10 protein-coding genes are annotated in these 9,986 nt (G+C 40.8%); 3 read left to right on the forward strand and 7 right to left on the reverse strand.

The genetic code is table 11. The features are described 5' to 3' along the window. A partial coding sequence (locus ACY10D_RS03340; protein ID WP_486999362.1) for a hypothetical protein occupies positions 1–241 on the forward strand: 241 nt, incomplete at its 5' end. A gap of 181 nt (positions 242–422) precedes the next feature. Here the strand turns inward: ACY10D_RS03340 and ACY10D_RS03345 are convergent. The 6 genes from ACY10D_RS03345 to rpsT form a co-directional block, all read right to left on the reverse strand. Further along, positions 423–1,187, reverse strand: a complete 765-nt coding sequence (locus tag ACY10D_RS03345) for a cell division protein ZipA C-terminal FtsZ-binding domain-containing protein (protein ID WP_486999363.1) — start codon at positions 1,185–1,187, stop codon at positions 423–425. A gap of 76 nt (positions 1,188–1,263) precedes the next feature. Beyond that, positions 1,264–2,400: a lipid-A-disaccharide synthase gene (gene lpxB, locus ACY10D_RS03350; protein ID WP_486999364.1), complete on the reverse strand. Its 1,137-nt coding sequence runs from the start codon at positions 2,398–2,400 to the stop codon at positions 1,264–1,266. Continuing rightward, positions 2,400–3,173 carry an acyl-ACP--UDP-N-acetylglucosamine O-acyltransferase gene (gene lpxA / locus ACY10D_RS03355; protein ID WP_486999365.1) on the reverse strand — a complete coding sequence of 258 codons (774 nt, stop codon included), beginning with the start codon at positions 3,171–3,173 and terminating at the stop codon, positions 2,400–2,402. Before lpxA ends, lpxB begins: the two co-directional genes overlap by 1 nt. 2 nt (positions 3,174–3,175) lie before the next feature. Next, positions 3,176–3,628, reverse strand: coding sequence for a 3-hydroxyacyl-ACP dehydratase FabZ (gene fabZ, locus ACY10D_RS03360; protein ID WP_486999366.1), 453 nt, complete (start codon positions 3,626–3,628; stop codon positions 3,176–3,178). A gap of 22 nt (positions 3,629–3,650) precedes the next feature. Continuing rightward, positions 3,651–4,673: a UDP-3-O-(3-hydroxymyristoyl)glucosamine N-acyltransferase gene (gene lpxD, locus ACY10D_RS03365; RefSeq protein WP_486999367.1), complete on the reverse strand. Its 1,023-nt coding sequence runs from the start codon at positions 4,671–4,673 to the stop codon at positions 3,651–3,653. 72 nt (positions 4,674–4,745) lie between these two features. Beyond that, entirely contained in the window at positions 4,746–5,021 is a 276-nt protein-coding gene (gene rpsT / locus ACY10D_RS03370; protein WP_151194416.1) for a 30S ribosomal protein S20, read from the reverse strand. 236 nt (positions 5,022–5,257) lie between these two features. Between rpsT and glpD the strand changes: the two genes are divergently transcribed. Together glpD and ACY10D_RS03380 are read left to right on the forward strand one after the other, a co-directional pair. Then, a complete protein-coding gene (gene glpD, locus ACY10D_RS03375; RefSeq protein ID WP_486999368.1) occupies positions 5,258–6,820 on the forward strand; it encodes a glycerol-3-phosphate dehydrogenase in 1,563 nt (520 codons plus the stop codon). Continuing rightward, positions 6,821–8,059, forward strand: coding sequence for a pyridoxal phosphate-dependent aminotransferase (locus tag ACY10D_RS03380; protein WP_486999369.1), 1,239 nt, complete (start codon positions 6,821–6,823; stop codon positions 8,057–8,059). Positions 8,060–8,074: 15 nt separating this feature from the next. Here ACY10D_RS03380 and ettA read toward each other — a convergent pair whose 3' ends face one another. Beyond that, a complete protein-coding gene (ettA, locus tag ACY10D_RS03385; RefSeq protein WP_486999370.1) occupies positions 8,075–9,751 on the reverse strand; it encodes an energy-dependent translational throttle protein EttA in 1,677 nt (558 codons plus the stop codon). Between the last annotated feature and the right edge of the window lie 235 nt (positions 9,752–9,986).

Consider the following 9,986-nt stretch of genomic DNA (forward strand, 5'->3'; position numbering starts at 1 on the left):
GGCAGACAAAAACAAACCGAAAGAGATCGTGGTTCAAGACTGGTTTGAATCTGAAGATCATCAAATTGATGAGATTGAGATTGAGCAATTTGTGCTTAGTAATAAACAGATCGATGTGATCATTCAAACATTGGCAAGCTTTAATGTTGAAACAGGTGTCGGTGAAGATCTGTTAAACAAAGATCAACAAGATGAAATCAAAAATGTGTTGGCAAACTCGTGGACACCAAAAAGTGCTTAAAGCTATACCGCTCGTAAATCATTTTGCGGTGTTCGGTGTTGAAGAAGTTTTTGATGCTTTTGAGTGCTTGAGTTGAAGATAATAGCTAGGACTATTGGCAAAATGCAAGCGCTCAAAAGGGCGTAAAATTCAATGACAGAAATGCTGTAAAATGGTTTGTGAGCGGTATATATGTAATAGTTTATTTTTTAACTTCAAACTGCTTAACGTGTTGTGTATAAGCACTTTGATCATGACTGGTAAAGCGGCGTTTATGCTCGTTAAGTAGGGTGCCGCCTAAGCGCGTGTTAATCTTCTCAATGCTTTTGGTGAAGTGATCAAAGCACACTTGTGGCTCATAAAATTGTACAAGATCAGCGATTTCACAACGGCATAATAAGCGTGTGTAGTCTTTTTGCGTGAAGCTCTCAGGATCAAATCCTTTGACTGGCGCATCCGCTTTGATGCTAAAGAGTACGTCTTTGTCTTGGGTTAACAGCTCAAAGCTTTGATCTTCAGCATTAAAGCTTAAACCACTATGTTTAAACAAAGTATCTAGATCTTCACCATTAAATACATAACCACGCGGTGCGCTAATAAAATAACTGACAATCCCTTTTTCAAGTTGTGGGTAATCTGCATGTGATGCTTCAAGCTCACTAATCGGTGTATCGGCTAATGGATCGACCTTGATGTCAGCCCCAAGCTCAATTTTTTGCGCAGCGTTCACTGCATTTTTGTCATGTGATGTTGCATCTTTGTGTGATTGCTTGGTATCAGCTGTTTGTTTATGTGTTGTTTTTTCTGCCTTTTGCGCTTTTTTGACGGCTTTCTCTTTTTCTTGAATGGCTTGCAGCTTGGCCATCTCACGCTTATATTTCTTGCGCTTGCTGCGGCGAAACGCATCGATCAACAGTAAAACTACGATGATAATACTGAGCAATAAAATCAATTGAACTTGAGTCATGTTTATAATCTATATAATGGTATTTCAATAAAGGCTTATTCTAATCAATGCATGCCTAATTAAAAAGACAAAAGCGCTAAGAATCTAATAAATTTATAATTTCATCGCTGACTTTGCGATCAGCGTCAAGCATTAATAGCTGATGTAGGTTGTGAAACGTTGCCTTAATCTCTTGAGTATACGCTTGATCGTCAAAGAATCGCTGTAACGCATGAGTAATTTGATTGGCTGTGAAATTCTTTTGCAAAAGCTCTGGTACTATTTCTTTATCAGCAAGGATATTTGGCAAGCCAACAAATTTTGTTTTTAGCATATGTTTAACAATGGCTGCCGTGATTGTTGACATTTGATAACCAATAACCATTGGTTTTTTATAAAGCATCGTTTCAAGTGCTGCAGTACCTGAGGCAACTAAGGCAAAGTCACAGGCTTGTAGCACCATGTGTGCATTACCATTGAATTTCTGAATATTGAGCTTATCAAGCAGTTCTTGATGTTTATTAATCTCACCATATAAACTTTCTTTCGCTACAGGCAGTAAGGTATCAAACTCATAACCTTGGCGTTTTAACTGGGCAATACTCTGTAAGAAAGTTGGCAGGATGCGAATGATCTCTTGTGTGCGGCTTCCAGGTAAAAGTGCAATGACTTTTCTATTGGGGTTTGTATCAATGTCAAGCTGCTTGCGTGCGCCAACTGTATCTTCATTGATAGGTACTTTATTGGCTAAAGGGTGCCCGACAAAGATCGCTTTGTGCTCATGTTTTTGATAGAAAGCCTCTTCAAAAGGCAAAATGGCAAAAACGACATCAGTAGCACGTTTGATCTTTTTCATGCGCCCTTCGCGCCATGCCCAAACAGAAGGGCTAACATAGTGCGCAGTTTTGATGCCGCGTGCTTTAAGCTTAGCTTCGATCGGTAGGTTAAAGTCAGGTGCATCAATACCAATATAGATATCCGGTGGATTATCTTGGCAATGTTTGAGAATGCCTTTGCGCACCTTTAAAATAGCAGGAAGGTGCTTTAATACCTCAAAAATTCCCATGACAGATAGTGTTTCGATGGGGTAAAGGCTTTTAAGGCCGGCATCGATCATTTGCTGACCGCCAATGCCTTCTAGAATGGCATCTGGATAATGCTGTCTTAATAAACGTACAACACCAGCACCAAGCTGATCACCAGAGAGCTCGCCAGCAACAAGCATAATACGCATTAGCGAATGATCCCGCGTTTTGAGCTTTCTAGTAATGCAACAAATCGCTCGATGGCTGGTGTTTCTTGTTGCATGACTTTAAGTTTTTCAATGGCTTCAACTAAACGTAACCCTTGACGATAAATGACTTTATAAGCCTCTCGGATCTGGCGAATATCTTGCGAGGAGAAACCTGCTCTTTTTAAGCCTTCGACATTAATGCCGCAAGGCGAGGTAGTAGGTGATGCCGTCACCATCAAATAAGGCGGGACATCCTGCGTGATTAGTGCCATATGGGCAATAAAAGCGTACGCTCCGATGCGACAAAATTGGTGAATGCCCGAGTTAATGCCAATCGTGGCAAAGTCATCGACATGCACATGTCCGGCAAGTGCGGCATTGTTGACTAATGTAACATTGTTGCCAACACGACAATCATGTCCAATATGCACATAATTCATAATCAGGTTGTTACTGCCAACACACGTAATACCATCTTCTTTGGCAGTGCCTCCATGAATTGTCACGCATTCACGAATGATATTGTTATCACCTAAAATAAGCTGTGAAAACTCACCATGGAAGGTACGATCAATCGGTTCTTCACCGACGGAAGCAAATTGGAATATACGGTTATTCTTGCCGATAATGGCATTTTTACCAATAACCGCATGAGCAGAAATATTACAGCCTTCACCGATTTTGGTATTTTCACCAATAATGGCATAGGGGCCTATCGTGACATTGTCAGCAATTTCTGCTGTTTCATGAATAACTGCTCTTTCATCAATCACGTTTATACTTCCCTATAAGCTGCAAGAAACTCAGCGCTCGCAACTAGCTCACCATCAACATAAGCCTGAGCTTCACTTTTGCACATACCACGCTTGATTTTGCCCATCGTTGCATGGAACTTTAAGACATCACCTGGTACAACAGGGCGCTTAATACGCACGTTATCAATTCCCGCAAGCACAAAAAGTTTCTTATGATCTAATTGATCTTGTTCACTTGCCATCATCTTAACGCCCAAAACACCAATAGCTTGTGCCATGGCTTCAACGATTAATACGCCTGGCATAATCGGTTGATTTGGGAAATGGCCATTGAAAAACTCTTCATTGGCAGTGACATTTTTCTGAGCAATAGCCGTGCCTTCCTCGACGTTAATTTCAAGGATTTTATCAATCAATAAAAAAGGGTAACGATGCGGTAAAATTTCTTTAATTTGTTGAATGTTAAGCTGCATGTGTAATGTGCCTTACGTTGGTTTATTCAGAATCTTTGCATTTCTTCTCGAGCATTTTAACACGAGTTTCCAGTTTATCTAACCTAAATATGCGCGCGCTGGTACGTTTCCAGTCCATATGCGGACGAGCATTAAATGCTGCAGTATAAAAGCCAGGCTCGGTAATGCTTTTGCTAACATTTGAGGCAGCTGCTAATAATACATTATCACAGATTTCCAAATGACCACTGACGCCAACTTGACCGCCAAGTAAGCAATTTTTGCCAATAGTAACCGATCCGGCAATACCTGTTGAACCCGCAATTGCGGTATTTTCACCAATAATAACATTATGTGCGATTTGCACCTGGTTATCAATTTTAACCCCATCGGCAATAATGGTGTCATCAATCGCGCCTCGATCAATAGAGGTACAAGCACCTATTTCAACATGATTGCCAATAGTTACCCCGCCAATTTGTGGAATCTTAACCCAGTTGCCTTTCTCATCTTTGGCATTGCCAAAACCATCGGAACCAATCACTGTATTGGCATGAATAATACAATGCTCACCAATGTGTACCCCGTGATAAATCGTGACATTAGGTTTAATTTCTGTCTTTGTGCCAATGATTGAGTTATCTAGGATCACACAATTAGCGCCAATAATAGCATTTTCAGCAATGGTGACATGCTCACCAATGACAACATTAGCGGCAATGGATGCACTTGCGGCAATTTTGGCAGAGTTTGCGATTGTGGCACTTGGGTGAATGCCAGAAAGAGCCTTAGGTGCACGATCAAACAAAGTAGCAACTTTGGCAAAGGCAAGATAAGGGTTATCAAGAACTACCGCATTGGTTGGGCAAAGCTCAAGCGCCTCTTTGGTTAATAAAACTGCTGAAGCCTTGGTGTCTTTAAGGTCATTGATATATTTGCTATTGGCTAGGAATGAAAGATGGCCTGATTTGGCACCTTTGAGTGTCGCTAAGCGATCAACAACAATTGATTCATCACCATGGACATAACCACCAAGATCTTCGGCAAGTGTTTTAAGTGAGTACATGTTTATATATCCTTATTCGTATAAAAAAAAAGCCCCATTAAGGAGCTTTTTGATCAACTGGCTAGTGCGCGATTACGCAGCAGCAACTTCCAATGCTTTGATCTTAGCAACAAGGCGACTCTTATGACGAGCTGCTTTGTTCTTGTGGATTAAGCCTTTAGTAGCATAACGATCTAATACTGGCTGAAGTTTAGCAAAACAATCTTTTGCTAAAGATAAATCGCTAGCTTCGATTGCTTTAATGGTTTTCTTCATGAACGTTCTCATCATTGAACGACGAGACATGTTATGTTGACGGTTTTTCTCTGCTTGTCTTACACGTTTTTTAGCTTGCTTACTATTAGCCAATGTATTTCTCCGATTATTTATTATTTATCTATATTTAGGTATCAAGTGGCAGATCACCACAATCAAGAAACGGACACGCTTTTCTGAAATAGGATCAACTGCTAATTTAAAATCGCAGCGTATTTTGAACCGATTTGAATGATATGTCAACACTGTGTTTTTAATCATTAGAAAAAAGGCGTAATTTTGGCTACAATGGCAAACTGCGTATTAATCTAAACGGCGAAAATAAAGTCATGCAAGCACAACAAAAGCAAGAAAAGAATGTCATTCATACCGATATCTTGGTGATCGGTGGCGGGATTAATGGTACAGGGGCGGCTGTTGATGCCACATTAAGGGGTTTAGATGTTACATTATGTGAAGCAAAAGACTTTGCCTCAGCGACATCATCAGCCAGTAGCAAGCTTGTGCATGGCGGTTTACGTTATCTAGAACAATATGAATTTAAACTTGTCAAAGAAGCCTTAAAAGAGCGGGAAGTGCTCCTTAACAAAGCGCCACACATTATCCATCCTTTGCGTTTTGTGTTGCCGCATGCCAAACATTTGCGTCCGGTGTGGATGATTCGTATTGGTATGTTTTTATATGATTTTCTCGCGGGTAAAATGTCATTGAAAAAGTCGCAGAAGATATCATTAGTCAACACCCTTGAAGGTGAGAATCTGATTGATGACTTCAGTGTTGGTTTTGCCTATTCTGATTGTCGGATTGATGATGCGCGTATGACGATGCTTAATGCACAACAGGCCAAAACGCATGGCGCTAAAATCTTGATGCCATATCAATGTGTCGAGGTAAAAAAGGTAAAAGAGGTGAAAAAGGCAGAAAGCAGCTGGCACGCGAAACTTGTAAATAACAAAGGTGATGAAGTAATTGTGCTTGCTAAAGCCGTTGTTAATGCCGCAGGGCCTTGGGTTGCCGATGTCATTCATGACGTGCTAGAGACGAGCTCTAAATCAGCAGTGCGTTTGATTAAAGGTAGCCATATTGTCGTGCCTAAGTTATACGAAGGTGATCATGCGTATATCCTGCAGAATGCCGATGGCCGCATTGTCTTTGCGCTGCCATATGGCTTCACCAGTGAGCATGACAATGAATTTACGTTGATTGGCACGACGGATGTTAATTATCAAGGTGATCCACGAGATATTGCTATTAGTCAGGAAGAAACCGATTATTTGTGTCAACTGATCAATGGGTATTTCAAAAGCAAAATTGCACCAAAAGATATTATTTGGAGCTATGCTGGCGTGCGTCCGCTGTACGATGATCATGCCAAGGATCCGTCTAAAATCACGCGTGAATACCATCTAGAGCTTGAGGATGATCAAGGTGAATTGCCCGTATTATCAATCTTTGGCGGTAAGATTACGACTTATCGCACATTGTCCAAACATGTGGTGGATAAGTTGGCTCCTTTTTTCCCAGCAATGCAAGCGTGCACAACCGATAAAGTGGCAACACCAGGTGGTGAGGCAAATTCATTTGCTGAGATTTTAATGAAGCTAAAAGCAACTTACCCATGGCTTAAAGACAAACACAGTTATCGCTTGGCATCATCGTATGGCACGCAAAGTCTTGATGTGTTAAAGGGTGCAACATCTTATGATGATCTAGGTATATGTTTTGGTTATAACCTTTATCAGCAAGAGGTTGAATATTTGATTGAACATGAATGGGTGCGCGATGTTGATGCATTATTGTGGCGTCGCAGTAAGCTTGGGTTATGGCTGAAGAAAGATGAAGTAGCGCAATTGGCACAGTGGGTAGAAAAGTATTTAAACAAAGGAAATTAAATGGAAAGCAGTTTTAAAAAAGTCCCAAAAACTGGGGTGATTTACGTTATGTCCAAGGCGCAAGCGCACGGTTTTTATTATGGTAATCCTGAGTGGTCTAATTTAGGACAAGGCGCACCTGAAACCGGAGACATGCCAGAGAGTCCTGCGCGTTTGAAAGATATCTCATTAGATCAAATCTCAGCTGAATATAGCCCTGTCGCAGGTGATATTGAGCTTAGAAAAGCAGTAGCTGAGCTATATAACCAGCGCTATCGCTTTGATAGAAAATCACAATACACCTATGAAAATGTGGCTATTTCATCAGGTGGCCGCTCAGCGCTTTGTCGGATTGCAGCGACGATGAATAATATTAATCTTGGGCATTTCTTGCCAGATTATACAGCCTATGAAGAGTTATTAAATGTTTTTGGTGGCTTTGTATCGATGCCGATTTCTTATCGCATTGCCGATGGTTTTAAGCCCGATGTTGCTGAGATGGAAAAAGCGATGATTAACATGGGTTTAGGCGCAATGCTGTTATCCAACCCATGTAATCCAACAGGACAGATTATTATTGGTGATGAGTTAAAAAAACTGATTAATTCAGCAAAAAACATCGGCTGCTCGATGATATTTGATGAGTTTTATTCGCATTATTTATATGATCAAAACCAAAAAACACTAAGTGCTGCCGCATATATCAAGGATGTTGAGAAAGACAATATTTTAATTGTTGATGGATTGACTAAAAACTGGCGTTATCCAGGCTTGCGTATTTCATGGACATTGGGTCCAAAAGAAGTTATTGAGGGTATTGCTTCAGCTGGATCATTTTTAGATGGAGGTGCTGTACACGCGATACAAAAGGCAGTTGTGCCATTGTTGGATCTCAAACATGCTGATCAAGAAGCAGATTCAATTCAGAGTGAGTTTGTTAAAAAACGTGATTATATGGTTTCACGCCTTAAAGAAATGGGCTTTGTATTATCAAGAGTCCCTGAGGGTGGTTTTTATTGCTTTGCCTCTTTGGAGAACCTGCCAGAGAGTCTTGCTGATGGCATGAAGTTTTTCAAAGCTTTATTGCAATACAAAGTGATTTGTGTGCCAGGTGAGTTCTTTGATGTCAATCCAGGGCAAAGGCGCAAAGTAGTTAATACGCGCTTAAAGAAATATGTGCGTTTAAGCTTTGGACCAAGCTTTGATGAGATCAAACTGGGTTTAGATAGAATACAACAGATGTTGAGGGAAGCGGTTTAGTTAATAGCCTGAGAACTACGCCGTAATTTTCTTGTACTTAATGCGATGAGGGTCAACAGAGTCATCGCCTAGGCGTATTTTCTTATCTTCGATATAGGCCTCGTAATTTCCTTCAAACCACACAACATTACTCTCACCTTCAAAGGCTAAGATATGTGTTGCCACGCGATCTAAGAACCAGCGATCATGCGAGATGATCATCACTGAGCCTGGGAAGGCAAGAATGGCTTCTTCAAGTGCGCGCAATGTCTCGACATCAAGATCATTCGTTGGTTCATCAAGTAATATGACATTGCCTCCCTTGCGTAGTAACTTCGCTAAATGCACGCGATTGCGCTCACCACCGGAAAGCTGATGAATAAATTTCTGCTGATCAGAACCTTTAAAGTTAAAGCGTCCAACGTATTGACGTGATGGAATTGTGTACTTGCCAACAGCAATGACATCTAAGCCGTCAGATATTTCTTCCCAAACGGTTTTGTTACCATCTAAGGTGTCGCGTGACTGATTAACATAGGCAAGCTCAACTGTTTCACCAAACTCAACATTGCCCGCATCAGGTGTTTCAATGCCTGATACCATTTTAAAGAATGTCGATTTACCTGCGCCATTTGGTCCAATAATACCAACAATAGAACCTGCTGGAACCTCAAAGCCAAGCTGATCAATCAATAAGCGATCACCAAAGCCTTTGCTGATACCGTCAATGTTAATGACTTTATTACCTAAACGAGGTCCAGGCGGGATGTATAAGTCTTGTGTGGCATTGCGCTCTTGGAATTCTTGAGAGCTTAACTCATCAAAGCGCGATAAACGTGCTTTTGATTTGGCTTGACGACCTTTGGCATTTTGACGTACCCACTCAAGTTCTTGTTGCAATGCTTTTCTATGTGCTGTTTGTTTTTTCTCTTCTTGGGCTAGACGTGCTTCTTTTTGCTCTAACCAGCTTGAGTAATTACCTTTAAAAGGAATCCCTTCACCACGATCAAGCTCAAGAATCCATCCAGCAACATTATCTAAGAAGTAGCGATCATGGGTAATTGCCACAACAGTGCCTTTGTACTCTTGTAAGAAGCGCTCAAGCCAAGCGACACTCTCAGCATCTAAATGGTTTGTTGGTTCATCTAGGAGCAGAATATCAGGAGATGATAATAGCAGTTTACACAGGGCAACGCGACGTACTTCACCGCCTGAGAGCTTTGATACATCCGCATCCCAAGCAGGTAAACGAAGTGCATCAGCTGCAATCTCAAGCTTGCGATCAATCTCCCAAGCACCTGCTGCATCGATTTTGTTTTGTAGCTCACCTTGTTCGGCAAGTAGCTTGTTCATTTCATCATCGGACATTGGCTCACAGAATTTCATGCTGATTTCATCAAAGCGTGTAACTAATGCTTTTAAGTCAGCTAAGGCTTCTTCAACATTGCCCTTAACATCTTTTGTTGGATCAAGTTGTGGTTCTTGCGGTAAATAGCCGATTTTGACGCCTTTGCGAGGTGCCGCTTCACCGACAATCTCAGTATCAAGCCCTGCCATAATACGTAGTAATGTTGATTTGCCTGAGCCATGAAGACCCAAGACACCAATCTTGGCACCATCAAAAAATGATAATGAAATATCCTTTAAGATATAGCGATTGGGTGGGACAACCTTACCAACGCGATGCATGGAATAAATATATTGTTCAGACATTTAAGAATCCTTAGTTTGTTTTGTAAGATGTATATAGACATAAACGCAGGTGATTGTATCAAAAAATAGATAGCCTTGGTATAGTGCTTGCAAACTGTTTTGAAATTCAAATGGAATTAAATCAACAACCATGGTGAATAAGGCGCTATTAGCAATAAACTATTGTTTAATGCGAATCAAGGGTTGAATAATAATCAAAAATAAAGTTTACGAGTTGCCAATCCATAATTTATTG

The organism is Cysteiniphilum sp., from assembly GCF_057495195.1.